17 protein-coding genes are annotated in these 26,634 nt (G+C 64.8%); 13 read left to right on the top strand and 4 right to left on the bottom strand.

What is annotated here, in order from left to right; all coding sequences use genetic code 11:
• Nucleotides 1-22: 22 nt before the first annotated feature.
• The 5 genes from ACO1XS_RS00130 to ACO1XS_RS00110 are packed head-to-tail and all read left to right on the top strand — an operon-like array spanning nt 23 to nt 13,279.
• On the top strand, nt 23-7,282 hold the full coding sequence (locus tag ACO1XS_RS00130; RefSeq protein WP_486389776.1) for a DUF4347 domain-containing protein: 7,260 nt from the start codon (nt 23-25) through the stop codon (nt 7,280-7,282).
• A gap of 22 nt (nt 7,283-7,304) precedes the next feature.
• Nucleotides 7,305-8,891 (top strand): TolC family protein, encoded by a 1,587-nt coding sequence (locus tag ACO1XS_RS00125; RefSeq protein ID WP_331573115.1) that lies wholly within the window; start codon nt 7,305-7,307, stop codon nt 8,889-8,891.
• Nucleotides 8,888-9,697 (top strand): efflux RND transporter periplasmic adaptor subunit, encoded by an 810-nt coding sequence (locus ACO1XS_RS00120; protein ID WP_331573117.1) that lies wholly within the window; start codon nt 8,888-8,890, stop codon nt 9,695-9,697. Before ACO1XS_RS00125 ends, ACO1XS_RS00120 begins: the two co-directional genes overlap by 4 nt.
• A 5-nt stretch (nt 9,698-9,702) precedes the next feature.
• Nucleotides 9,703-11,127, top strand: coding sequence for an efflux RND transporter periplasmic adaptor subunit (locus ACO1XS_RS00115; RefSeq protein ID WP_331573118.1), 1,425 nt, complete (start codon nt 9,703-9,705; stop codon nt 11,125-11,127).
• Between the two features lie 40 nt (nt 11,128-11,167).
• Nucleotides 11,168-13,279 (top strand): site-2 protease family protein, encoded by a 2,112-nt coding sequence (locus ACO1XS_RS00110; RefSeq protein WP_331573119.1) that lies wholly within the window; start codon nt 11,168-11,170, stop codon nt 13,277-13,279.
• A 60-nt stretch (nt 13,280-13,339) separates the two neighbouring features.
• On the opposite strand, the gene ACO1XS_RS00105 is transcribed toward ACO1XS_RS00110, so the two are convergent.
• Nucleotides 13,340-13,717: a copper resistance protein CopC gene (locus tag ACO1XS_RS00105; protein WP_331573121.1), complete on the bottom strand. Its 378-nt coding sequence runs from the start codon at nt 13,715-13,717 to the stop codon at nt 13,340-13,342.
• Nucleotides 13,718-13,964: 247 nt separating this feature from the next.
• Between ACO1XS_RS00105 and ACO1XS_RS00100 the strand changes: the two genes are divergently transcribed.
• The 6 genes from ACO1XS_RS00100 to minE all read left to right on the top strand — a co-directional run bounded on the left by ACO1XS_RS00100 (nt 13,965) and on the right by minE (nt 20,929).
• Nucleotides 13,965-16,820, top strand: coding sequence for a DUF2339 domain-containing protein (locus ACO1XS_RS00100; RefSeq protein WP_486389775.1), 2,856 nt, complete (start codon nt 13,965-13,967; stop codon nt 16,818-16,820).
• On the top strand, nt 16,817-18,169 hold the full coding sequence (locus ACO1XS_RS00095; RefSeq protein WP_414720325.1) for a DUF3999 domain-containing protein: 1,353 nt from the start codon (nt 16,817-16,819) through the stop codon (nt 18,167-18,169). Before ACO1XS_RS00100 ends, ACO1XS_RS00095 begins: the two co-directional genes overlap by 4 nt.
• Before the next feature lie 203 nt (nt 18,170-18,372).
• Nucleotides 18,373-18,879, top strand: coding sequence for a GNAT family N-acetyltransferase (locus tag ACO1XS_RS00090; RefSeq protein ID WP_331573125.1), 507 nt, complete (start codon nt 18,373-18,375; stop codon nt 18,877-18,879).
• Between the two features lie 170 nt (nt 18,880-19,049).
• On the top strand, nt 19,050-19,787 hold the full coding sequence (gene minC, locus ACO1XS_RS00085; protein WP_486389774.1) for a septum site-determining protein MinC: 738 nt from the start codon (nt 19,050-19,052) through the stop codon (nt 19,785-19,787).
• 62 nt (nt 19,788-19,849) lie between these two features.
• Nucleotides 19,850-20,662, top strand: a complete 813-nt coding sequence (minD, locus tag ACO1XS_RS00080; RefSeq protein WP_331573128.1) for a septum site-determining protein MinD — start codon at nt 19,850-19,852, stop codon at nt 20,660-20,662.
• 12 nt (nt 20,663-20,674) lie between these two features.
• Nucleotides 20,675-20,929 (top strand): cell division topological specificity factor MinE, encoded by a 255-nt coding sequence (minE, locus tag ACO1XS_RS00075; RefSeq protein WP_173257066.1) that lies wholly within the window; start codon nt 20,675-20,677, stop codon nt 20,927-20,929.
• Between the two features lie 91 nt (nt 20,930-21,020).
• Here minE and ACO1XS_RS00070 read toward each other — a convergent pair whose 3' ends face one another.
• The gene (locus ACO1XS_RS00070) at nt 21,021-22,418 is read right to left on the bottom strand and encodes a chloride channel protein (protein WP_331573130.1); all 1,398 of its coding nucleotides are present in this window, start codon (nt 22,416-22,418) and stop codon (nt 21,021-21,023) included.
• A 343-nt stretch (nt 22,419-22,761) separates the two neighbouring features.
• On the opposite strand from ACO1XS_RS00070, the gene ACO1XS_RS00065 reads away from it, so the two are divergent.
• Together ACO1XS_RS00065 and opgC are read left to right on the top strand one after the other, a co-directional pair.
• Nucleotides 22,762-22,899, top strand: a complete 138-nt coding sequence (locus ACO1XS_RS00065) for a hypothetical protein (RefSeq protein WP_331573132.1) — start codon at nt 22,762-22,764, stop codon at nt 22,897-22,899.
• Nucleotides 22,900-23,091: 192 nt separating this feature from the next.
• Complete coding sequence (gene opgC, locus ACO1XS_RS00060) at nt 23,092-24,237, top strand: OpgC domain-containing protein (RefSeq protein ID WP_331573135.1); 1,146 nt, start codon at nt 23,092-23,094, stop codon at nt 24,235-24,237.
• A 50-nt stretch (nt 24,238-24,287) separates the two neighbouring features.
• Here the strand turns inward: opgC and ACO1XS_RS00055 are convergent, their stop codons facing one another.
• Nucleotides 24,288-25,604, bottom strand: coding sequence for an MFS transporter (locus ACO1XS_RS00055; RefSeq protein WP_331573137.1), 1,317 nt, complete (start codon nt 25,602-25,604; stop codon nt 24,288-24,290).
• Nucleotides 25,605-25,821: 217 nt separating this feature from the next.
• Nucleotides 25,822-26,331, bottom strand: coding sequence for a TonB family protein (locus ACO1XS_RS00050; RefSeq protein WP_331573139.1), 510 nt, complete (start codon nt 26,329-26,331; stop codon nt 25,822-25,824).
• Nucleotides 26,332-26,634: the final 303 nt, after the last annotated feature.

Genomic DNA, 26,634 nt, shown 5'->3' with positions numbered 1-26,634 from the left:
ACGCCGTCGGGGATATCACGCGATGAGATTTGCCGCCAGCCTCTCGAAGCTTCTCGCCGCGGTGCGCGGGTCCGCCCCGACCGCGCGCCGCGAATGTACCGCCATGCCGGCGCCGCTCATCGTCGCGCTCGAGCCGCGCATCGTCTATGACGCATCGGCCGCAGCCATCGGAGTGGCAGCTGCTGCCGCCCCGCATCCGACGAACGTCGATGGACATGCCGCGAGCACCGCACACGAAGGCGCGTCGGCTTCAACCTCGACGCGTGCGGTGCATGGCTTCACACCCGCGGCGGTGGCCGCCGGTCAGGGCGAAGCGGGCGCGCAAAACGCAGCTGCCACAGCACGGCATGGCTACATGAGCACGCCGTTTTCGGGCGTTACGGGCGACGCTAGCGCGACGCGCGCGGTGCACGGCTTCACGGATTCGGTTGCGCAATCGGCGGATCACCAAGTCGTCTTCATCAATTCGAACGTCACCGATCTTCAAACGCTCGTCGCTGGCTTGCCGGCAGGCACGCAGTACGTCGTGCTCGATTCGACGAAGGACGGACTTGTCCAAATCGAGCAGTATCTGCAGGCACACCCCGGCGTCAGCGCGATCCATCTCGTGTCGCACGGCGCCACGGGCGAGTTTCAGGTGGGTAGCGCGTGGATCAACGAAGCCGATATGTCGACGTACAGTTCGGAGTTCGCGCAGATCGGCGCGTCGATGAAGGCGGGCGGCGACTTCTTGATTTACGGCTGCGACGTCGCCGGCAATGCGGACGGCAAGGCGCTCGTTCAGCAGATCTCGTCGATATCGGGATTGAACGTGGCGGCGTCGACCGACGCAACCGGCGCGGCCTCGCTGGGCGGTGACTGGTCGCTCGAATACGACGCGGGCACCGTGCATGCGGGCGTTATTTTTTCGACTGCTTCGGAGCAAAACTACGGTCACGTGCTGTCCGCGTTCGACGAGACATATGACGGGTCGGTCGGGTTCGATTCGGGCGCGACACCCGTCGCTTCGACGACGCTCGACGGCCTGACCTATACGGGCGATCAGGCCGTCGAGTATCAGGTCGTCGGCGGATCGCTTCCAGCGAGCGGGTCAGGGGGCGAGATGATCGTCAACACGCAGGGCACGCAGATGTCGACGCTGACGATTCAGCGGCAAGACGGCACCTCGATGGCGATACAGAGTTTCGATATCGATATTTTTGTCAGCACCAAAGTGACGGTTCAGGCGCTCGACGGATCGGGAAACGTTCTCGGGAGCGTAGTCCTCAATATTGCCGACACCGACAATCCATACGCGCCGGGCCATACGGCGAGCAGCTCGCTCTTTCACGTCGATCTGTCCAGCAACGCTGCGTTTTCTCAGGTGAAGAGCATCAAGCTCATCGAGACTAGCACCGCCGTCACGTATCTCTCGCCCACACTGGATAACTTCACCTATCTCGCACCCTCATCCCCGCCGACGCTCACGACCACCGGCGGCACCACCGCGTTCGTGTCAGGCGACAACACGACGTCGACACCGGTCGCCGTCGACTCCGGCATCACGTTAGCCGATGGGAATTCGGCTACCGCCGTGAGCGCCGCCGTGTCGATTACGGGCAATTTGCACAGTACGGAGGACGTGCTAGCGTTCACGAACACGAGTGCCGCCACGTACGGCAATATTTCGGCGGCATACAACGCGGGCACGGGCGTTTTGACGCTGACGTCTTCGGGTGGCACGGCTACTATCGCGCAATGGCAGGCGGCGCTGCGCGCGGTGACCTACACCGATACGGCCACGACGCCGGATGCCCTCACGCGCACGATCAGCTTCGAGGTCACCAGCGACGGCTTCACGGCCGGTAATACCACGACCAAGCAGGTCAGCGTCACCGATACCGATCAAACGCCGATTGTCACGACGTCGAGTAGCGCGCCGAACTACAGCGAGGGTGCGCCCGCGATCACGATCGACAGTGGCGTTTCGGTCAGCGATCGCGACAACACGACGCAATCGTCGGGCACGGTTTCGGTGTCGGGAGGCTTCCACAGCGGCGATTCGCTTTCGTTCACCAACACGGATTCGGCGACGTTCGGCAACATCGCGGCCTCGTATAACGCCGCGACGGGCGTGTTGACGCTGACGTCGTCGGGTGCCACCGCGACCGACGTACAGTGGGGGCATGCGCTGTCCGCGGTAACGTTTTCGAGTACGAGCACGACGCTCGGCAGCCGCACGATTTCATTCGCGACGAGCGACGGTACGAAAACGAGCACAGCGTCGACCGACACTGTTGATGTATTGAGCCCGGTCCAAGTCACGACGGATTCAGGCTCGGCTGCGTTCGTGGCGGGCGACAACACGGCGTCGACGCCTGTCGCCGTCGATTCGGGGTTGACGGTGACCGACACCGCCACTACGACGCTTGCTTCGGCCACGGTCACGATCACGGGCGGCTTCCAAAGCCACGAGGATGTGCTGGGGTTCACGAACGACGGCGCGACGATGGGCAACATCACGAGTTCGTACGACGCGGCGACCGGGGTCTTGACGCTGAGTTCGGCCGGTGCGTCGGCGACGCTCGCGCAATGGCAAAGTGCGCTCCAGTCCGTGACGTATACCGACACGGCGGTGAGGCCGGACAATACGACGCGTACCGTGAGCTTCACGGCGGTCGACGGCGCGGGCAACGCAAGCGCGGCGGCCACACGCACGGTAACGGTTACCGACACGGATCAAACGCCGATCTTGACGACGACAGGCGGCACGACGAGCTACGTGGGCGCATCGTCGGGGGTCACGATCGACGGCCATGTCACGGTGAGCGACCAGGACAACTCGACCCAGTCATCGGCCACGGTTGCGATCGGTACGGGGTTTCATACCGGCGATGTCCTGAGTTTCACGAACGACGGCGCGACGATGGGCAATATTCAGGCGTCGTACAGCGCGGGATCGGGCGTGCTGTTACTGACCTCCCTCGGCAGCACCGCCACGGATGCGCAATGGGCCAGTGCGTTGAGCTCGGTGACGTTCTCGAGCACCAGCACGACGTACGGCAATCGCACGATCTTGTTCCAGGTGAACGATGGAACGAAGAACAGCACACAAGTAACGGACACGATGAGCATGACGGCGCCGCCGGCGATCACGACCGATTCGGGCTCGGCTTCGTTCGTGTCCGGTGACAACACGGCATCGACGCCGGTAGTGATCGACGCAGGTCTGACGGTGACGGACGGCAGCGCAACGACGCTGGCTTCGACAACGGTGGCGATCACGGGCGGCTTCCATAGCGGCCAGGATGTACTGGCGTTCACGAACGACGGCGCGGCGATGGGCAACATCGCGCGCTCGTACAACGCGGCAACGGGTGTACTGACGCTGAACTCGGCCAGCGCGAGCGCAACGCTTGCGCAATGGCAGAGCGCATTGCAATCGATCACCTACACGGACACCGCCGTGACGCCGGATACCGTGACGCGCACCGTGAGCTTCACGGCGGTCGACGGCGCGGGCAATACGAGCGCTACCGCGACGCGCACCGTGACTGTCGCCGACACGGATCAAACACCGATCGTCACGACGACGGGAGGGACAACGAATTATGTGGGCGGCACGTCGGCCGCGACGATCGACGGCGGCATCTCGGTGACCGATCGCGACAATATGACGCAATCGTCGGGGACGGTCTCGGTCACGAGCGGTTTCCATAGTGGCGACACGCTGACGTTCGTCAATACGGACTCGGCGGCATTCGGCAATATCGCCGGCTCGTACAACGCGGCGACGGGTGTGTTGACGCTGACTTCATCGGGCGCTGCGGCGAGCGACGACCAATGGGGCCATGCATTGAGCGCGGTGACGTTCTCAGCGAGTGCGAGCGCCACGCCGGGCAATCGCACGGTTTCCTTCGCTGTGAACGACGGCGTCAAAACCAGCGCGGCACGTACGGACACCGTGGCCGTGCTCGGCCCACCGACGATTGCGACCGATTCGGGTTCGGCGTCTTTCGTGGCCGGCGACAACGCGAGCTCGACGCCCGTGGCGATCGATTCCGGGCTGACGCTGACCGATGGCGCGTCGCCGACTTTGGCGTCGGCTACCGTCGCGATCACCGGTGGATTCCACAGCATCGAAGACCGGCTCGGATTCACGAACACGAGTGCGACGACATTCGGCAACATTGCCGGCTCCTACAACACCGCGACGGGGGTGCTGACGCTGAATTCTTTGGGCGCATCGGCGACGCTTGCCCAATGGCAGGCGGCGCTCGAGGCGGTGACTTATACCGACACGGCCGTCACACCCGACAACACGACGCGCACGATCAGCTTCACGGCCGTCGACACGGGCGCCGTCACGAGCAATACGGCAACGCGCACGGTGACCGTGACCGACACGGATCAAACGCCGATCGTCTCGGCGACCGGCGGCACGACCAACTACATCGCCGGTACGTCGGCCGCAACGATCGACGGCGGCATCACGGTCAGCGATCAGGACAACACGACGCAATCGGACGGCACCGTATCGATCACGACGGGCTTCCATTTCGGCGATACGCTGACGTTCGTCAACACGAATTCGTCGACTTTCGGCAACATCGTCGGGTCCTACAATTCCGCGACAGGCGTGCTGACGCTGACGTCGGCGGGCGCGACGTCGAGCGATGCACAGTGGTCCCACGCATTGAGCGCCGTGACGTTCTCCGCAGGATCGAGTATCACGCCCGGCAATCGCACGATTGGATTCGCGGTGAGCGACGGTACGAAGACGAGCGCGGTGGCAACCGATACGGTCGCCGTACTCGGGCCGCCGACGATCACGACCGATCCGGGTTCGGCATCGTTCGTGGCGGGCGACAATGCGACATCGACGCCCGTGGCGATCGATTCGGGGTTGAGCGTGACCGACGGTGGTGCATCGACGCTGGCCTCGGCCACCGTTGCAATCACGGGCAACTTCCATAGCGGCGAGGACGCCCTCGCGTTCATCAACACCAGTTCGACGACGTACGGCAACATTGCCGCATCCTACAGCGCGGCGACGGGCGTTTTGACGCTGAACTCCGCCGGTGCGACGGCTACGCTGGCGCAATGGCAGGCGGCCCTCGATTCGGTGACCTATACGGACACGGCGGTCACGCCGAACACTGCCACGCGCACGATCAGCTTTACCGCGGTGGATACCAGTGCCGTGACGAGCAACACCGCGACGCGCACGGTGACCGTGGCCGACACGGATCAAACGCCAGTCGTCACGGCAGCGGGCGGCACGACGAGCTACGTGGTGGGCACATCCGCCACCATCGTCAACTCGACCGTGAGCGTGACCGATCTCGACAATCCGACACAATCGTCGGCAACGGTGTCGGTCACCGGCAACTTCCATGGCGGCGAGGACATCCTCACCTTTACGAACAGCAACGCCCCGTCGTTCGGCAACATTGCGGCGACCTACGATTCGGCGACAGGCGTGCTGACGCTGAGCTCGGCCGGCGCCACCGCCACCGACGCGCAATGGGCGAATGCGCTGAGCGCCGTGACGTTCTCGACGAGCGGGACGCACTTCGGCAATCGCACGATTTCGTTCGCCACAAGCGACGGCTCGAAGACGAGCGCGGCTGCAAGCGCAACGCTCGTCGTGCTCGATCAGCCGCACATCACGCCCGATGCGGGGTCCGGTTCATTCGTGGCAGCCGACAATGCCACGTCGACGCCGATCGTGGTTTCGCCGGGCCTCACGCTGACCGATGCGAGCAGTACGACGGCATCGTCCGCGAGCGTGGCGATCGCGGGCGGATTCCACGCCGGCGAGGACGTGCTGGCGTTCGCCAACGACAACGCGACGATGGGCAATATCGCGTCCAGCTATAACGCGAGTACCGGCGTGCTGACGCTGACGTCGGCGGGCGCCACGGCCTCGCTGGCGCAATGGCGAACGGCACTTGCATCGATCACGTACACCGATACGGCGGTCGTGCCCGACACCACGACACGCGTCATCAGTTTCACGGTGACCGATGGAAACGGCGCCGTGAGCGCGGCGCAAACGCGTAGCGTCACGGTGACCGACACCGATCAGACACCGCTTCTGTCCGTCGGCGGAAGCGTAACGTTCACATCGCTAGGGGCGCATTCGACGCCGGTCGCGATCGCGCCGCAAGTGACCATCAGCGACCGCGATCCGAACGCTACGTTGAGCTCGGCGCAAGTGGCGATCAACGGGGGCTTCGATGCGGCGAACGATACGCTTGCGTTCACCGGCAGCGCGGCAACGGGCAACATCGCCGCAAGCTACAACGCCGCTACAGGTGTGCTGACGTTGACCTCGGCCGGCGGCACCGCATCGCTCGCGCAATGGCAGGCCGCACTGCAATCGGTCACCTACTCGGATGCGAAGTCGGGCGCGAGCGGTAGCCGCACCGTGGCGTTCACCGTCAGCGACGGCGTGAAGTCGAGTGCCGTCGCATCGAATACGATCACGATCGTCAGGGGGCAGACGGGCATCGTACCGATCTTCCCGACGCCGCCGACGGTCATCGAATCGCCTGCAGCAGCGCAGCCGCCGTTGTTTACGGGCTCCGATCGCACCGGCGCGCCCGACGTGCTCGACGAGTTCGATGAGCCGCTGCCCGTGGGCTCGGTACCGATCGTGCCGACAATGACGTTCTCCGATCCGAGCGCGCCGCGCAACATGCAGCCGCTCGATCGTGCCTCGGTGTCCCGCTTCGACGCGGCGGCGCTCGATGCGGCAATTGCGGTCGGTACCGTCGAGGCGCCCGTGCCGCTTCCCGACGTCTCGTTTGCAATGGGGCCGAACGACCCGTTCTCGATCGAAGTCGCGACGCTGTTGCCGCCTTCCGAGGCGATGCACGGCGGCTCCGACGTCACGGTCCGGCTTGCCAACGGCCGTTCGCTGCCAGGCTGGATCCATTACGACGCGGCAAGCGGCGTATTGCGGGGCAAACTCCCTCCCGGTGCGGAAGACGTCCATATCGTCGTTCAGACGCGCGACGCATCGGGTCGTGAAACGCGCCGCCAGATCGTGCTCGCGCCGCACGACAAGCATGGCAGCTCGCACGATGAGCGCAATCAGCACGATCAGCAGCATGGACAGGACAAGCACGGCGCAGTGCATCCATCGCCGCAAGGGCACACGAGCCGCGCGCCGGCCGAGCCCTCGGTCGCGCGCGCGGCGAGACCGCTCGGCAAGCCGTCGCTCGATCAGCAGTTCGCCCAGGCGCGCGCTGCGCTGCATGTTTCGCATCCCGGCGGCGCGACGCGTCGCATATGAGTTACGTCATCCTCCAAGACCAATGAGATATCAATCGACCTGTGCCATAGCGATGCCGTCGTCCACTACTGAATCCTCCGTTGCGTGGGCAACGGCCTCCACGCGTATCCTGCGCCCTTCGCTGATTGCCGTTTCGCTGGCCGCGATGTGGCTGTCGGGCTGCGCCATCCACCCGACGCCCTTCACGGACGCCGAACGCGCCCAGAGCGCGCGTGCCGACCGCACGGCGATGTTCGCGGAGCAGCCGCCGCTCGCCGGGCCTGTTACGCTCGACGAGGCCATGGCGCGTGCGATCCGCTACAACCTCGATCATCGCTTGAAGATGATGGAAGAGGCGCTTGCGCAAAAGCAGCTCGACGTCGCCAGTTTCGACATGCTGCCGCGTTTGACCGCGGCTGCCGGCTACACGTCGCGCAATCATCCGCTCGCCTCGCGATCCGTGTCGCTCGCCACGGGCGAACAATCGTTGGAGTCGTCCTACTCGACCGACCGGGACATTCGCACGGCCGATCTCACGTTTTCGTGGAATTTGCTCGATTTCGGGGTGAGCTACTTCGAGGCCAAAGAGCAGGCCGATCGCGTGCTCGTCGTGGAGCAGCGCCGGCGCAAGGTGGTGCAACTGATGATGCAGCAGGTGCGCGAGGCCTATTGGGAGGCGACGGGCGCGCAGCGTCTGGAGAGCCGCATTGGCCCGCTGCTCGAGCAAGCGAAGCACGCGCTCGACGAATCGCGGCAATCGCAGAGCGAGGGCTTGCGCTCGCCGCTCGACACGCTCGCTTATCAACATGCGCTGCTCGATATCATGCGCCAGCTCGAAGCCGTGCGCGATCAGCTCGAGGAAGCCAAGCCGCGGCTCGCCTCGTTGATGAACATTGCGCCCGGCACTGATTTCACGCTCGCGCCGCCGGCGGATTTCACGGTGCCTAGCTTCGAGATGCCGATGGACCGCATGGAAGAGACGGCGCTCGAGCGCCGGCCAGAACTCGTCGAAGCCGGCTACAACGAGCGCATCAGCATCAACGAGACGCATAAGGCAATCGCCAAACTGTTGCCCGGCATCGAGGTGCAGTTGGGCGGCCATTACGACAGCAACAGCTTGCTCGCCTATCACGCATGGCGTGCGGCCGGTATCAATGTGAGCTGGAATCTGCTGAATCTGCTCAACGCGAAGAACATCCGCGGCATGGCCCGTGCCCAGCGCGACGTCGCGCATGCGCAGCGGCTCGCGCTGTCGATGGCCGTGCTCACGCAAGTTCACGTCGCGAACGCCGAGCTCGGCGCCAAGCAGCGACAGTTCGATTTGTACAAGCAGCTCAACGACGTGGATGGCCAGATCCTGCAGCACACGCACAACGCGACGGTGGCGAATGCGCAAGGCAAGCTCGAGGAGATTCGCGCGGCCACTTCGGCCATGATCTCGGAGCTGCGCCTCTATCAAAGCTACGGCGAGCTCGAAAGCGCCTATGGCCAACTGCTTGCGACGCTCGGACTCGACCCGGTTCCGGCCGACACGCGCAATGGCGATCTGAAATCGATCGAGCAATCGCTCGACAAGGAGCAAGCGCGATGGGCCGAGTTCGGCCACGCGAACGGAGTTACGGCGCAATGAAGCGATGGGGCAGGGCAGGGCTTGGCGGTGCGGTATTGATGATGGCGGTTCAGGGTGGTTGGGCTGCAGGGGTGCAATCGGGGACCCCGGCCCCGGCGGCGTCGGGATCCTCGGGTGTGCCCGTCGCGCATGCCGAGGACGACGGACGCATCCGTATTCAGCTCGTTGCGCGCGACGAGGTCGAAGTGTCGAGCGAAATCAGCGCGAAGATCGCCTCGATGCCGTTTCGCGATGGCGATGCGTTCCGCGTGGGCCAGACGCTCGTGTCGCTCGATTGCTCGCTGTACGCGGCTCAACTGCACAAGGCGCAAGCCGAGTCCGACGCCGCCGTGGAGTTGAAGCGCGTCAACGATCGGCTGTCGCAGCTCCATTCGATCGGCCAGATCGACGTCGAGCAAGCCGCGGCAAAGGCGAAAGCGAGCGCGGCCGAGGTGGCCTACATGCAGGCGACGGTGCGCAAGTGCGCCATTGCGGCGCCGTTCGACGGGCGCGTCGTCAAGCGCAGCGCTTCGGCGCAGCAGTTTGCGCAGCCCGGCAAAGCACTGATGACGATCGTCGACACGAGCCACCTGGAGCTCAAGATGATCGTCCCGTCGAAATGGCTCGCCTGGCTCAAGCCGGGCCATCCGCTGACGGTCAAGGTCGATGAGGTCGGCAAGGTGTATCCGGCCACGGTCGCTCGCATCGGCGCGCGCGTCGATCCCGTCACGCAGACCATCGATGTGACGGCCGCATTGTCCGGGCACGCATCCGAGCTCCTGCCCGGTATGAGCGGGTGGGCGAGCTTCGCCGGCGCGAGCCGCTAGCCGTCATGAACGCCCCCTTGCGGATCCAGGCGGACGCGCTCGCGCTGCTATGGCAGTTGTCAGCACGCGCCCGGCAAGCACCGAGCGAGGAGACGCTCGGCTTCGTCATCGTCAATGAGTCCCTTTCGCTCGTCCCTTATCGTCAAGCGGCGTGGTGGCGGGCGCCGGCGCCGCTTCCGGGTGCGGTCGCAGCGGTCTCGGGGCTGCCGCAGAGCGATCCCGGCGCACCCTATGTGCAATGGCTCGGCCAAGTGTGTCGCGAGCTTGAAAAACGTCATTCGACGCAAGCGGACGCGTCATCGGCATCGCAGCAGGCGGACGCGCGCGAGGGGGCGGGTGCCGGCGATCAGCCGGCCCTCGATTGGCCCTATGCCTTTGTTGCGGACAGCCTGCCGGAGCCGCTCGCTGCCGAATGGGACGCCTGGTGGCCGGCACATGCTCTATGGGTGCCGCTTTTCGATCGCACCGGCCGCTCGCTCGGCGGTGTCCTCTTTGCGCGCGACGAGCCGTGGACGCAGCTCGACGAAGCGCTGCTAGCCGAGCTCGCGCGCGTTTGGTCGCACGCCCTCGCGGCATTTTCGCCACGCGCTTCCTGGCTGCAGCGCACGAAACTCGCCCTGCGCGCCGGCAAACATCGACGCCGGCTGTTTGCAGCCGTCGCCGTTGCGCTCGTCATACCCGTGCCGCTGACGGTGCTCGCGCCGGCCGAAGTCACGCCGAAGGATCCGTTCGTCGTGCGCGCGCCGCTCGACGGCGTCATCGACAAGCTCTTCGCGCAGCCGAATCAGCGCGTCGAGGCGGGCGCGCCGCTCTTCGCACTCGACTCGACGACACTCGCTTCGCGCTATGCGCTTGCAAACAAAAACTACGCCACAGCGCAGGAGGAATACCGGCAGACCGCGCAACTGGCCGTCACCGACGATAAAGACCGGCTCGACATGGCGTTGCGCAAAGGCAAACTCGATCAGAGCGCGGTCGAACTCGACTATACGGCGCGCGAGCTCGCGCGCGTGCGCGTGAATGCGCCACGCGGCGGCGTCGCGGTGTTCTCCGATCCGAACGATTGGAACGGCAAGGCGGTATCGATCGGGGAGAAGGTGATGCTGCTCGCCGATCCGGTCCATGTTGAGTTGACCGCCTATGTGCCCGTTGCCGACAACGTCGATGTCGTACCTGGCGCGACCGTCACGCTTTATCCGAAGAGCTCGCCGCTCGCGTCCTACGATGCCCGCATCGATACGGTGGCGTATCGCGCCGAGCCGACACCCGACGGCGTGGTCGCCTACCGTGTGAAGGCAACGTTCGTCGATGCTGCCAAGCCGCCGCTCGGCACGATGGGTACCGCGCGCATTCATGGTCGATGGGTGCCGCTCGCCTACTATCTGCTGCGCCGCCCGCTCGCATCGGCCCGGCAGTGGTTCGGCTGGTAGGTCGGTCCATGACCACGCCTTGTGAAATGACGTAGCTTCGATGCCCCGCCTTCCATCCCTTCGCCAAGAACTGAGTCTCACGCCCGGCGCCGCGACGCCGGACGGCGCCCCGACGTGGATGCTCCACGATCCGGCGGCGAATCGTTTCTTCCAGATCGGGTGGCCCGCGTTCGAGATGCTCTCGCGCTGGCCGCTCGACGATGCAAGGGCGATCGTCGCTTCGGTCAACGCCGAGACGACGTTGAACCTGACGATGGAGGACTTCGAGTCGCTCGTACGGACGCTGCTTCATCAGAATCTGCTCGTCGCGACGAGCGCGGCCGACACGGGACGGCTCGCGAGCGCAGCCGCGGCGGGCAAGCTGTCGCACGCCATGTGGCTGCTCAAGCATTATTTGATGGTTCGCGTGCCACTGTGGCGGCCGATGCCTTTTCTGCGGCGCTTCGCGCGTTACGCCGAACTCGCCTACCGCCCCGCGTTCTGGATCGGCGTCGCGGTTGCGGCGCTGATCGGGCTCGTGCTCGTGTCGCGACGCTGGGACGAATTCGTCCACACCTTCCACGGCTACGCCGATCTACGCGGGCTTGCCGCGATCGCTCTCGCACTGGGCTGTGCCAAGGTGCTGCACGAGTTCGGCCATGCGTTCACGGCGCATCGCTACGGTTGCCGCGTGCCGACGATGGGCGTCGCGCTGCTCGTCATGGTGCCAGTGCTCTATACCGATACCACCGAAGCCTGGAAGGTGCCGGGGCGCGCCGAACGCTTGCGCATTGGTGCTGCCGGGATGGTGACCGAGCTTGCATTGGCCGCATTCGCCACGCTGGCCTGGAGCCTGTTGCCCGATGGCCCGTTGCGCGCGGGCGCATTCCTGCTCGCAACGACGACCTGGATCGGCACGTTGACGATCAACGCGAGCCCGTTCATGCGCTTCGACGGCTATTTTCTGCTGTCCGATTGGCTCGACATGCCGAATCTGCACGATCGCGCGTTTGCGTTCGGCCGCTGGTGGATGCGCGAGCAGCTGTTCGGTTTTGGCGATCCCCAGCCCGAGCCGTGCGCAGCACGCCGCAGACGCTTTTTGATCGCGTTCTCGTTCGCGACCTGGCTCTATCGGCTCGTCGTCTTCTTTTCGATTGCACTCATCGTCTATCACGCTTTTTTCAAGGCGCTGGGCTTGATCCTGTTTTGCGTCGAATTCGGCTGGTTCATCGCACGGCCGATCGTGCGCGAAGTCATCGCCTGCTGGCATCGCCGTTCGGCGCTGCGTTGGTGCCGGCAGACCCGGCGTAGCGCGGCCCTCGGCGCGATCCTGTTTGCGCTTGTCGTGCTGCCCTGGCACGGCGGTGTGGGCGCGCCGGCCGTGCTGGGGCCGCAGCGCGCGCAAGGCCTCTACGCTCCCGAGGCGGCTTACGCGAGCGGCGAGGCACCGATCGCCCGCGACGGTCAGCGCGTACATGCGGGTGACGTACTTGCCGTGCTGAGCTCGCCCGATCTGACGCATCGACTGCAAGCAGCACGAGCCGACGAAGCGTTGTTGCGCTGGCAGGTCGAGCAGCAGTCGTTCGATACGCGGCTACTCGAACAGGGTGTCGCGCTGCGGCGGCGCTGGGACGCTGCCCGCGAAACGGTGGCGGGGCTCTCGGCGCAAGTCGCGCAACTCACGCTGCGTGCGCCGTTCGAAGGTGTCGTGCAAACCGATGACGCGCTCGCGCCCGGTACCTGGCTGCCGCGCGGCGAGCATCTGTTCGACGTCGTCGGGCCGATGGGGGTGAAGGGCGAGGCGTTCGTCGGTGAAGACGATGCGGCGCGCATCGCGTCCGGCGAGCCGGTGACATTCGTTGCGTCGCTGCCAGAACGGGGTGCGCTGCACTGCCGCGTAACGGCCGTCGATCGCGTCAATCTTGCCGCGCTCGATGTGCCATCGCTGGCAAGCGTGTACGGTGGGCCGCTGCCTGTGCAGTCGCAGCCGGGCACGCATCAGCTCGTGCCGCTCGCGGCCACCTATCGCGTACGGATCGGCGCGTGCCCCGGGAACGAGGCGTGGCCGCGCGAGATCGTCGGCACCGCGACGATCGGCGCGGCGCGTCAAAGTTTTGCGTGGCGAGCGTTGAAGTGGCTTGCGGCCGTATTTGTGCGCGAGGGTGGCGCTTGACGATGCGATCGCCTTCCGTGGCGACTATCGTGATGCCGAAGACGATCGCATGCTCGGCAGTTACTTCACCGAAAACGTATACCGCCCCTGTGTGCGATGCCCGTCCGCGGCAACGGCGACCCACACCACGGTGTACTTGCCGGGCGCGAGTGTGCCGACCGAAACCGACATGTGCTTCGGGTTCGCCGCATCGACAGCCGACTTGCCGCTGACGACGGACTTGCCTTGTGCATTGGTCACATCGATCGAACTGAACGCCGGTTCGAGACGGTCGTCGAAATCGATGGCAACTTTGTTGATCGTCGCCGGGATAGTGGCGCCGGCGGCGGGCTCCTGACGAGTCGGCCTGGCGTGAGCGAACGCGAGCGAGGCGGCGGCAAGCGTCAGTGCGGCGGCGGCAATGTGCGCCGCGGAAACGATCGATAGATGCTTCTTCATATCCTCAGTGACCTTTCAATGCAGTGCAAAGCGGGCGCGTGACTAGGGCTCCGATCGTAGCCGATCGGCCGTAGTGTCGCAAACGAGGCATGCCACACCAACGGGGGCACGCGAAAATGCATGTGATAGCCTACACATCGTTCTCCTGCCATATCGGACGTCGCTCGCGTTGCTCACGTTGCTCGCGTCGCGCACATTGCGCACGCTGGCCGTTGCCGTTGCGATGAAAAGACAAAAAGAGGAACACATGCGCTGGATCTTTGGGGTGGTGGGCCTGGTGATCGGCTCGGCGATGGCGCGGCTTCTCGGTGCCTCCGATGTGAGCGGGGCGATAGTGGGAGCGCTGGCCGGCTTCATGTTCGGCGTGTGGCTCCGCCGGGCATCGCCGGCTCAAACAACCGCTGACGCGGGCGCGGAAAAGGCTTTCGACGGTTCGACGACGCTCGCTGCGCGCGTCGAGCAGCTCGAACGCCAGGTCGCCGCATTGACGCAGGAACTCGCGCGGCTGCATTCGCCCGAGGCGCAACCCCCTCAGGTGTCTCCCATCGCGCAGCCGCTCCCCGGCGACGCTGTCGCCGCGCAGACGACAGTAGCGCCTGTCGGGCCCTCCGATTCCGGCACGCCGCCGGCCTCCCGTGACGACGCAAGCGAAGTTCAGCCCGGAACCGCGGCGATGTCCGTGCCCATGCCCGGCGAGCGCAACGAGCAGACCGTTCCGATCGCACCGATCGCACCGACGATCTTCGAGCGTGCGGTGCGAGCGGCGCGCGATTGGCTCGTCGGCGGTAACACGGTAGTGCGGGTGGGCATCATCGTCCTCTTTTTCGGCGTGGCGTTCCTGCTCAAATATGCGGCCGACAACGCGATGCTGCCAGTTGAGTTCCGCCTCGCGGGTGTCGCGCTCGGCGCCGTCGTGCTGCTCGTACTGGGCTGGCGTATCGGCCCGCGGCGCGGTGCTTATGGCCTCGTACTGCAAGGCGGCGGTATCGGTGTGCTGTACCTGACGGTGTTTGCGGCGACCAAGCTGTACGGGCTGCTGCCCGCCAGTGCGGCGTTCCCATTGATGGTCGTCATTTGTGCCCTGGGTGTGTTTCTGGCGGTACGCCAGGACGCGCCCGCGCTTGCGTTTCTCGCGAGTGCGGGCGGCTTCCTGGCGCCGGTGCTGATTTCGACAGGTGGCGGCAGTCACGTCGTTCTGTTCAGTTATTACGCACTGCTCGATGCCGGCATCTTCGCCATCGCCTGGTTCAAGGCCTGGCGTCCACTCAATTTACTCGGCTTTACGTTCACTTTCGCCATCGGCACAGCCTGGGGAGTGACGTCGTACCGGCCTGAATTGCTCGCGAGCACCGAGCCGTTTCTGATCCTCTTCTTTCTGATGTACGTCGGCATCGCACTGCTTTATGCGATGCGCCGCGAACTCGCGATCCAGCATTACGTCGACGGCACGCTCGTATTCGGCACCCCCATCGTCGCGCTCGGTTTGCAGGCTGCGCTGATGAGGCACATTCCATTCGGCCTTGCCTGGAGCGCGGTGGCACTGGGCGCTTTCTACCTGAGCGTAGCCGCGTGGCTCGCGCGTCGGCGCGAGCGATTGGCGTTGCTGTTTCAGTCCGCGGCGGCCATTGGCGTCGTCTTCGCGACGCTCGCTATTCCACTCGCGTTCAGCGGACCGACGACGAGCGCGGCCTGGGCGGTCGAAGGCGCCGCCGTCACCTGGCTCGGCGTGCGTCAACGGCGCTACTTGCCGCTTGCTTTCGGGCTCCTCATGCAGCTCGCGGCAGCCGGCGCATTTTTCGTGAGTCAGCTTTTCGCGAGCGCACCCGCTACGCCGGTGCTGAACGGCGCCTATCTGGCGACATTGCTGATTGCAGCGGGCGGCGTTTTCACCGGTTGGCAACTGCATGGGCGCGACGAAGGGCGCGCGTGGCGTCCGTGGACCGGGCAACTGGGCCTCGCGGCGGCGATCTGGGGGCTTCTCTGGTGGATCGGCGGCGGAGCGGACGAGATCGCGGCCTACGCGCAAATGCATGCCGTCGGGGCGCCACAGCGTTTCGCTATCGATGCCTCGATACTCTTTGCCGTGCTGACAGCCTGGTTCGCGCATGCGCTTCGCCACGCGCTTGCATGGCCTGCGGCGCGATGGCCCGCACTGGCGCTCGCGCCGGTACTGGCGTGGCTTTCGCTCGCCGCGCTGGGCTTGAACGAGGCGCCGCTCACGGGTCTCGGGGCAATTGCGTGGCCGGCCGCATTCGTGTTCGGATATCTGCTGCTATGGCGCGAGCAAAGCGATGCGCCTGGCCGGACTGCGGATGCGCTGCATACGGTGATGTTCTGGGTGCTCTGCTGTGTGCTCGCCCAGCAAGCGTATTGGCGTTTGCGCACGTACGTGCCCGAGGGTGCCTGGAGTTGGAGCGCGTGGGCATACGGCGTCGGCATGGCGGTTTTACTCGTGTCGACCGTCGGGACACGCTTGCGTTGGCCCATCGGGCGATTCGCGCGTGCCTATCAGCTGTGGGCGGCCGGGCCGCTTGCCGCACTGCTCTGGGTATGGACCCTCGCCAGTTTGCAAAGCGATGGCAGCGCGGCGCCGTTGCTGTGGCTGCCGCTACTCAATCCACTCGATGTCGCGCAGATGCTCGTGTTCGTTGCGATGGCGGCATGGCTGCGGCGCGCGTCGACATTCGGTTTTGCGTTACCGTCCCGCGTGTTCGCTTACGCGACACTGGCCACGGGATTTCTCTGGCTCAACGCGTTGCTGTTGCGCGCGCTTCATCATTGGATCGGTCTGCCGTACAGCCTCGGCGAAATGGCGCGCTCCACGTTGGCGCAAGCCTGCGTCTCGATCCTCTGGGCGGTGAGCGCGCTTGCCATGACCATCTGGGCCACGCACAAGGGCGCACGCGCGGTCTGGTTCGTAGCGGCCGGCCTGCTCGCCTTGACCGTCTTGAAGCTGTTCGTGTTCGACTTGTCGCACATTCAGGGGCTCGAGCGCATCGTGTCGTTCATCGGGATCGGCGTGATGCTGCTGTTGATCGGCTACTTTTCGCCGCTGCCGCCGAAAGTTTCGGAGCACGAAACAACGGGAGGGAACCTCACCTGAAGCGTTTCGTTGCAGGCTGCGGCGCGGCGGTTCTCGCGGCGTTCGCCATTGGGCTGCCGGTTGCGGCGCAAGCTGCGCCAACGCCGTTCATGCATCGCTTTGCGCTCGAACTGGACGGCAGCGCGCCGTACTACGTGCTTGCCGTGCCACCGGCCGTTTATGCCGCGAGCCGTCGATCCGATCTCGGAGACGTGCGTGTGCTCAATGGCGCAGGCGAGCCCGTGCCTTATTCGCTCGATGCGCCCGTGGCCCATCAGGCGCCGACGCTGCGTCCGGTCAACTGGTTTCCGTTGCCGACCGCCGCTGCGAATGCGCCCGCCGCAACGGCCGGCGTGTCCATCGCACAGGATGGGACACTGCGCCTCACGACGGCCGCACCGAACGCGGGCGCGCGCGATGCGGACCTGCTCGATATCGGTTCTGCCGCGCAGCACGTGGGCGCGCTTGTCATCCATGTGCGGGAGGACAGCTACCAAGGACGCGTGCATGTCGATGCCAGCGCCGATCTGCAAAGCTGGCGTGCGGTGGCCGATGCCTCGATCCTCGAGGCCAATCACAACGGCGAGCGCCTTGCGCAGGAACGCATCGCGCTCGATAACCTCGGGCAGACAGAGCGCTATTTGCGGCTTCGGTGGCTTGGCGGCGGCCCGGAGATCGCATCGGTCGACGTCGAGCTTTATCCCGATGAAGCCCGCCCATCCGATGGCGCCCGCCAATGGCGCGAGGGCCTCGTCGCCCGTGCGGGCAAAGCTGCGGGCGAATACCTGTTCGAAACGGGCGGCGCCTACCCGGTCGACCGCCTCAGAATCGATGTGCCGCAACTGAATACGGTGGCGCAAGCCACCGTCTACTCGCGCCCGAACGGCGATGTGCCGTGGCGCGAGATTGCGCACGCGCTGCTTTTTCGCGTCGCGCAACACGGCGAAGCGCGCAATCCGCCTTTGGAATTCGCGCCGGATACGGATGGTCAATGGCGAATTGTCGTCGACATGCGCAACGGCGGACTGGGCAACGGCATGCCGAGCGCCGCAGTGGGCTGGCAACCGGCACGGCTCACGTTCGTCGCTCGCGGCGCCGGACCGTTCTCGCTTGGCGTCGGCAATGCGCGCGTTGCCGGGGCCGCCGAGCCGCGCGACGACATCCTCGTGGGGGGCGAGGGCGGGGCGGGTGTCAAGCCGGCACATCTGGGCGCGCCGCTGCCGGTCGACGAGGATGAAGCGCGGCGAGCCGCCGGCAATGCGGACTCAGGGCGCCGATACGTGCTCTGGGGCGCGTTGCTATTGGCCGTCGCCGTGCTCGCCGCGATGGCTTGGCGCCTCTTGCGGCCGCAAGATACGGCGCGGTCGTGACGCTCGCCCGTGGCGACGATCGGCACGCCTGACGTTTCGTAGTGCCAACGCGAGAGCTTTCTTTCAGTGTGCTTACGTGCTATAGATGCGCGTGTTCCGGGTCTTGCAAGACTCTCAGCGTGCTTTTCCGCGACGACTATTTGACTCGCTCGCCGGTTAGGGCGAAGCTACGCACCAGCATTTCTTCCGCCCATCGGATATTCATGAGTTCATCGCTGACAGTTCGCCGTATTGCTGCCGACCAGGGCCCAACACTGCGCGAATTGCGCACCGCTGCATTACGCGAAGCGCCCTACGCGTTCGGGCAGACGCTGGAGGAGGCGCTCCACGAACAGACGGAAACGTTCGAAGCGATCGCCGCCCGCCATGCCGGATCCGACATCTCCACGTCTTTCATTCTCTACACGGAAGGTTACCCGGCGGGGCTGATCGGCGCTTACTTCGACGACGGGCACAAGGCGTTCGTCTGCGCGCTATGGGTCGCGCCGGCCGTGCGCCATTTGCGCGGTGGGGAGCTGCTGGTCAATACGGCGAGCGAATGGCTCGCCGAGCGCGGCGCCGACGAAATCCACGCGTGGGTGACCGACATCAACCGCAACGCGATGCGGTTCTACGAGCGCCTCGGCTTCGGGCCCACGGGCGACCACGCACGCATGCCACGTCAACCGGAAGCGTGGGAAACGCTGCTGGTGCGGCACGTCAAGCGCTGAGTGCGCCCCATCCTGCCTCCTGCGTCATCTCCTTCGGAATCGGCTCTGACGGGTTGCGCACCGTTCGCTGACGGGCCATTCCGGCCACCGCAGCCATTCCTCATATCGGAAAAATCGTCGCCGCACGCGCGGACCCCTGTAAAATACGCAAAATTTTTTGCCTCAATGCTATGTCGCTGAATAAATCGCCATTCTTCGAACTACGCAGCGGCTCGGTCGATACGCTCTTGTTCGTCGTCAAGACGACCGACCTCGGTGCGCTGAAGAGCGAGCTCACGCGGCGCTTCGAGGCGACTCCCGAATTCTTCGCGGGCGATGTCGTCGCCATCGATGTACGGCGCCTTGCCGATGACGAGCGCGTGCCGGTCGACGAGCTGACGGCACTGCTGGGCGAAGTCAGAATGCGCGCGCTCGGCGTCGTTGCCTCGCCACATCAGACCGAGTGGGCCGCTCGCGGCGGGCTGCCTTTGCTCGAAGCGCGCGACCGGCGCGCAGCGCCTCAGAAGGGCGAGCACGCAAGCGCCGCCGCGCCGCAGCCCGCGGACGTCGTTGCGCCGGTGCCGCAGGTCGCTGCGTCGGCGCTCGTCATCGATAAACCGCTGCGCTCGGGGCAGCAAATCTATGCGAAGGGCGACCTCATCGTGCTCGGGCTCGTGAGCTACGGCGCGGAAGTGATCGCCGAAGGCAACATCCATATTTACGCGCCGCTACGCGGGCGCGCACTCGCCGGCGTCCACGGCAATCACGACGCGCGGATTTTCTGCACGTGTCTCGAACCGGAACTGATTTCGATCGCAGGCATCTATCGGACGTCGGAAAACCCGTTGCCGGCCGAATTATTGGGCAAGTCGGTGCAAATCCGGCTTGCCGACGAACGACTGATCATCGAGCCGCTGCGGCTCACGTGAGATGCGCGATACGCATCGCGCAAGCCTCATCGACTCAATTGACGAACACAGGGTAAGGGGAAATGGCAAAAATCGTTGTGGTGACTTCGGGCAAGGGCGGCGTGGGCAAGACCACGACGAGCGCGAGCTTCGCGTCGGGCCTCGCACTGAGGGGCTTCAAGACGGCCGTGATCGACTTCGACGTCGGGCTGCGCAATCTCGACCTCATCATGGGCTGCGAGCGCCGCGTCGTGTACGACTTCATCAACGTGATCCAGGGCGAGTCGAATCTCAACCAAGCGCTCATCAAGGACAAGAAGTGCGACAACCTCTTCGTCCTGCCTGCGTCGCAAACGCGCGACAAGGATGCGCTCACGCTCGAAGGTGTGGAGAAGGTCATCAACGATCTGAGCGGCATGGGCTTCGACTACATCGTCTGCGACTCTCCGGCCGGTATCGAATCGGGTGCGTTGCTCGCCATGCATTTTGCCGATGAGGCGCTGGTCGTGACGAATCCCGAAGTGTCGTCGGTGCGCGATTCCGACCGCATTCTCGGCATCCTTTCCTCGAAGACGAAGCGCGCCATCGAGGGCAAGGAGCCGATCAAGGAACATCTGCTCATCACGCGCTACAACCCGAAGCGTGTGAGCGAAGGAGAAATGCTTTCGCTGTCCGATATCCAGGAGATCCTGCGTATCGAACTGATCGGCGTGGTGCCCGAATCGGAGGCGGTGCTGCACGCCTCGAACCAGGGCTTGCCGGCCGTGCATATGGACGGCACCGACGTGGCCGAGTCGTACAAGGATATCGTTGCGCGCTTTCTGGGCGAGGACAAGGCGTTGCGCTTTACCGATTATCAGAAGCCGGGGCTTTTGCAGCGCCTCTTCGGCAAGTAAGCGGAGCACGCCATGTCGATACTTTCCTTTTTGCTCGGCGAAAAGAAGAAGTCCGCGGCGGTCGCGAAAGAGCGACTGCAACTCATCATTGCTCACGAACGCGGCGGTGGGCACGCGCCGGCCGATTATCTGCCGGCGCTGCAGCGGGAGCTCGTCGCGGTCATTTCGAAGTACGTCAAAATTTCGGACGACGATATCCGCGTGAGCCTCGAACGGCAAGACGATCTCGAAGTCCTCGAAGTCAAAATCGAAATTCCTCAGACTTGAACGAGATGCGGGCGTCTGACGTCCGCATCGCCGTCGCCGCTGCGCAACTTGCGTGGCTTGCTCATCTCCCCGGTTTTTGCGCGGTTGTCGATCAACTGCTTCGCTCGTCAGCCGGCTTTGCCGGCGGCTCCTCGTCTTCGAAAAGCGGTTCGAGCGTCTTGGGCGATTCGGGCGCGGCCGCGGGTGGTGCCGCCGGCGTCAGATAACGGTGTGAAAGCGACTCGTAGAGCGGCGGCGCAATGAGCCGCGACACACGGCTGGAGATCAGTGCGGTCGCCATCAACGAGATCACGAGCGCATGACCGTTGATCATCTCCATCACGATGACGAAAGACGTAATCGGTGACTGCGTCACCGCTGCCAGATAGCCCACCATCGCGAGCGCAATCAGCATCGGCAACTGCATGTTCGTGAACACCATGTGCAGCAGGTTGCCGAAGCCGGCACCGATCGATAGCGACGGTGCAAAGATGCCGCCCGGTATGCCGGGCAAATACGAGCCGACCATCGAGATCAGCTTGAGGAACGGATAAAACGCCGACAATTGTTCGCGTCCGTCGAGCAGGCCGCGCGCCTCGGCGTAGCCGCTGCCGAATGTCGTGCCGCCCGAGACGATGCCCACGACCGCAACCACGAGTCCGCACAGCGCGCCGAACAGTACCGGCTGCTCGCGATGCAACCGCTGCAACGCGGCGGGCTGCCAGCGCGAGGTGTGCAGCAGGAGCCACGCAAAAAAACCGCCCGCAAGCCCGGTTACCAGCGCAGTGATGACAACGGCGAGCGCGAGCAGATCGGGGAAATGCGAGCCGAGCTGGATCGTGCCGAAGTAGGTGTAATTCCCATTCATGCCCAGCGCGATCACGCCGGCCACGATGATGGCCGTGATCAGCACGCCGCTCGCGCGTGCTTCGAAGCTGCGCGTCAACTCCTCGATGGCGAACACGATGCCGGCCAGCGGCGTATTGAAGGCCGCGGAGAGGCCCGCGGCCGCACCGGCGAGCACGAGCTGACGCTCGATGAGGGCATTCGAGCGCGGATAGAAACGGCGCAGGTTGTACATCAGCGTTGCACCAACCTGCACCGTCGGCCCTTCTCGTCCGATCGTAAAACCGCCGAGGATCGCGAGAAAGGAGACAGCGACTTTGCCGACGAGAATGCGCATGGCGAGCATGCGCGGCCCGAGCCTGGACGGGCCTTCTTCGAGCGTGGCGATGACCTGCGGGATGCCGCTGCCTTCCGCGCCTCGGAAAAAGCGTCGCGTGGCCCAGACGCACGCCGCGCCGACGGCTGGCGTGACGATCAGCGGCAGCCATGCGTGGCGATGCTGCATCGCCTGGAAGGTGCTGTAGCCCCAGTCGATCAGCCGCGCGTAGAAAACGGCGAGCAATCCGACCGCAATCGCGCCTAGCCAGAAAATCCCATAGCGGCGCCATAGGTGCCGCGTGTAGCGGACGAGACCGGGGGATCGGGCGAGCTTGGTCCGGAGCATGGGGGAGTGGGCGGCCAAAGTGGCGATTATAGCGAGCCATCGTCTGTCACGCCTCGCAAGAATCGAGGCGATGTGCTTGCAGGATTGGGCGCTGCGCTCATTACAAGCCTGTTAAATCTGTGCCCGTTCGTTCACGGCGGCACCCATGCCGCCAGCGTACGCACCGTGTTCCACGCGCGATGCCGATGTTCTGTAATACGTCCGCATCGGCTGCTTACAAATTGCAACGCTGCGGCATCGCGTGCTGCTGTCCAATCGACTCATCCGTCGAATTGGCCGCAACGATTCGACGTTCCGATGTTCGATATGCGCCGCATGCACGCGCTTGAGGGGAGAAGACGAAATGAAACGCTCGATACTGACTTGGGTCGCGGGGGCGCTGCTGGCCGCGACATTGGCGGGATGTGTCGTGGTACCGGCCGGAGGTTACTATCCCGGCTACTACCATGGCGGCTATCATGGCCGTTATTACGATCGTTGAATCCACGCATCGTTGCGCGGCGCACAACCCGCGCAGGCGCGAACCCTGCTTTTCATGAACGGCATCGGCTCGACGAGGAACGGACGAGGGAACAGGTTGTCCATCGCATTTGTTCGTCAGGAAACGAGGGTCGAGGCGGGGCGCCGATAGCATTGCCCGGTTGCCGCCGTCCGATTCGTTCGAGGGGATCCAATGAGTGGGACTGCGGGACGTTCGGTCGAAGTGGATTTTTTGCGCGGTGCGGTGTTGATCGTCATCGCGCTCGATCACATCTCGAGGGGGATATTGCAACACGCGATGCTGCATAGCTACGCGTATTGCGATGCCGCCGAAGTATTCGTATTTCTAGGCGGTTATGCTTCCGCGGCGGCCTATGGCGCGGTGGCTTCCAGCAACGGCGAAACCGGCGCCCGCCGACGCTTTTTCAAGCGGGCCGGAGAAATCTATCGGGCTTACTTGCTGACCGCGGCGCTGATGCTGGTCGGCGGTGCGTTGTTGACCCGCGTGCCCTGCGCGCAAGCGGCGATGGCCGATACGAGCTGGCCCGTCTTCGCGCGCCATCCGTTGCAGACGCTGGCGGACGTTGCGCTCTTTCGTCGTCAGCCTTATCTATCGGCCGTATTGCCGATGTATGTGCTGTTCGCGCTGGTTGTGCCGCTCATCGTGCCGCTTACGCGCCGCGCTCCGGCGGCCGTGCTGACGTCCAGTCTCGCCCTCTGGCTCGTCGCGCCATGGCTCGGCGCTTTGCTGCCGGCGGCGGGCGACGGGAGCTGGCCTTTCAATCCGTTTGCCTGGCAACTGATGTTCATGTTCGGCATCCTCGCACGGATACACCCGGTATCGGCCGAGACGCTGGCCACGGTGACGGGAAAGCGGGTAACGCGGGCCGCCTTCGTCGTGGCCCTGACCTTTGCCTTCGTCAAGCTCTGCATCGATGCGCATCCGTCGCCGGGCTTCATGAAACAGAATCTCGCGAGCGTTCGCATCGTCAGCTTCCTCTCGATTGCCTGGCTGTGCGCACAAGCAGTGCGGCTAGGATGGTTGCGCAAGCTGGCCGATCGCTTGCCGAGCGTGGTGACGATCGGCAAACAAGGCCTCATCTGCTTCGTGGGCGGCACGGTGGTCTCGATGTCGATCGACGCGGCGTTGGCGCTCGCACGTGTGCAGACGAGCGATATCTGGACGGACTGGCCGACGCGTCTGCTCGGTGACGCGTCAGCCGTTGTTCTACTCGTGTCGCTCGGACACGCTGCAAGCGCGTTGAAGGCTCGCAAGCGTCCGGTCAGCGCGCCGGCAGCGATGGCATGGCTTCCGGCCCGCTCCCGCGAGCGCGAGTAGGAGCCGGGCCGGCGGCTCGGCGCGGCCCGCCCCGTGCGTAAAGGAAACGCTCAGTTCAGCGCAATACCGCGTGTCTCGCGCATTGCGAGGACGGCGACGAGGCTGACGGCGGCGGCGATCGAGACATAAGCGCCGACCCACGCGAGGCCGCCGCGGGCCGCGAGCATCTGCGCGATATACGGCGCGACCGATGCGCCGAGAATCCCGCCGAGGTTGTACGACACCCCTGCGCCGGTGTAACGCACGCTCGTAGGAAAGAGCTCGGGCAACAGCGCACCCATCGGCGCAAACGTGATGCCCATCAGAAACAGCTCGATGATGAGAAAGAGCGCGACGAGCGGCGGCGATCCGCTTCCGACGAGCGGTGCCATCGTAAAGCCCGAGGCGATGGCGGCCGCGATACCGGCTATGAGGACGGGCCGGCGGCCGAATCTGTCGCTGGCCCATGCCGCGAGCGGCGTCGCGAGCGCCATGAAAACGACGGCGAGGCATAGCAGCCCGAGGAAGCTTTGCCGTGAAAAATGCAGCGTCCCGACGCCATACGAGAGCGTGAAGACGGTGGAGATATAAAAGAGCGTATAGCAGACGACCATCGCCAACGCCCCGAGCAGCGTTGGCCCGCCGTGGCGTGCGAACAGCGTGACGAGCGGCACGCGTACGCGTTCGCGCCGCTCGATTGCCGCGCGAAAGGCCGGGGTCTCGGCGATTTTCAACCGGACGTAAAGCCCGAGCGCGACGAGCACGGCGCTCAGCAGGAACGGCACGCGCCAGCCCCAGCTGCGAAACTGCTCGTCCGACAACGTGAGCGCCAATCCGAAGAAAAGTCCGTTCGATGCCAGAAAGCCGACGGACGGTCCGAGTTGCGGGAACATGCCGAACCAGCCGCGGCGACCTGCCGGCGCGTACTCCGTGGCGAGCAACGCGGCGCCGCCCCATTCGCCGCCTAGACCGATTCCCTGCCCGAGACGCAGGATGCAGAGCAGCACCGGTGCCAGGCCGCCGATCGAATCGTAGCCGGGCACGAAACCGATCAATGTCGTCGATACGCCCATGACGAGCAGCGACGCAACGAGTGTCGATTTGCGGCCGATGCGGTCTCCGAAATGCCCGAACAGCATCGAGCCGACCGGCCGCGCGATGAAAGCGAGGCCGAACGTGACGAACGCCGAGAGCGCCTGAGCCGTGGGCGAGCTGTGCGGGAAGAATACCGGGCCGATCACGAGCGCGGCCGCGGTGGCGTAGACGTAGAAATCGTAGAACTCGATCGCAGTACCGATGAAACTCGCGAATACGATGCGCGAGCGGCTCGTCGCGTTGTCTGCGTCGGATGAGGTAGCCATCGCGGGGGATGACGGCGAAGCCGGCATAGGAGTCTCCGTGGTCGTGACGCGCGATGCGAGGCCCGCGCGCGAAACCGCGCCGAACGCAGGCGGGGTCCGTTGTTGTGGATCGATCGGGAATCGCTGCGTTGCTCGACGCATTGGCCGCCAAGCGGTGCGACGCGGCCAGCGGTGCGATGCAATGCGGTCTGGATTATAGCGAGTCCGCCGACCTTGGCGTCGGCGGATGCACGGTGCGAGCGTTTCAGTCGAACGCCTGGGCCTGCGGCGCGGCAAGTGTGCGCAGTTGGAACTTACCGTCGTCGTTGAAGAGCCAATCCTCGAACATTTCGAGTTGACCGAGTGCGTTGAGCAGCTTGGGCGGAGGCGGTGGCAGCGGGGCGGCGCGGCGTAGCGAGGCCAGCGCCGTGGCTTCCGCTTCGTCGTCGCCGTTGGTGCGATAGACCGACGACGAGACCAGCTTGCCATCGCGATCGACCTTCATCGCAACGACGACGAGCGAGCGCAGCATCGCTTGCGGCGGGCGTTTTTGCACATAGGAAGGATTGCGCTCGACGATACGCTCGGCGACCAGCTTGCGGTACTGATCGAGCGTCGCACTGTTGACTGCGGCCGGCGGCGGGGCCGTCAGCGCGGACGGCCGCTGAGGCGGCGTGAATGTGCAGGCGCTCGCGAGAGCCAGCGCGCCCAAAGCTGGAAAGCGCCAATGCCCACGGACGCGCGGCGCGGGAAGGCGGCGAAAAATGGCGATCATGGCGAGGTGCGGCTATCGATGGATGCTCGGCTGAGCGGGGGCAACGGGATAAGAAAAGAGTAGGCTACCGGCCGCCATTGCGCATCCGGGTTCGCGCGATTTTGTGTGCGCATGCGAACGAGCGCGAACTGTGCGGATGTTCGTTTCGAAGCGATCGAATCCTAGGGCCTGTTCACGCTAATTACAGGCTTGCGCTGGCCACCAGAAGGGCCGAGCGCAAGGAATGGGACGAAGGGAATACTCGACGTATTCACAAGGAGCATGACGCGGCGATCGGCCCTTCTGGTGGCCAGCCCCACGAAG

The organism is Trinickia sp. (assembly GCF_057351765.1).
The sequence above is the reverse complement of the archived record's forward strand: the minus strand, read 5'-3'. Positions and strand labels throughout refer to the sequence as shown.